This window comes from Phormidium sp. CCY1219, from assembly GCF_055795085.1.
This window is the reverse complement of the sequence record NZ_JAYFEQ010000010.1, coordinates 1-210: the sequence shown is the minus strand read 5'-3', so window position 1 is coordinate 210 and position 210 is coordinate 1. Positions and strand designations below refer to the sequence as shown.

General features: G+C 54.3%; 1 protein-coding gene. It reads right to left on the bottom strand.

Annotated features, from left to right (window positions below; all coding sequences use genetic code 11):
- Nucleotides 1-210: hypothetical protein (locus AC0QH1_RS00230; protein ID WP_324628741.1), on the bottom strand; the 210-nt coding region annotated here is incomplete at both ends.

Genomic DNA, 210 nt, shown 5'->3' with positions numbered 1-210 from the left:
AATTGGGGTGCGATCGCCTCCCGTTTCTTCCGCTTCCACATTGCTAGCTGTTTCTTCGCTAGCAGTTGCTGTCTCGGCGTCTACAGCCGTTTCTTCCCCTACATTCTCTACCACTTCTGTGGCATTACTCACCGGGGTTTCGGTGACAATTTCCGCTGGGGGAGTCGTCTCCTCACGCGAGGATTCTACAGTTTCGACGGGTTCCGATGA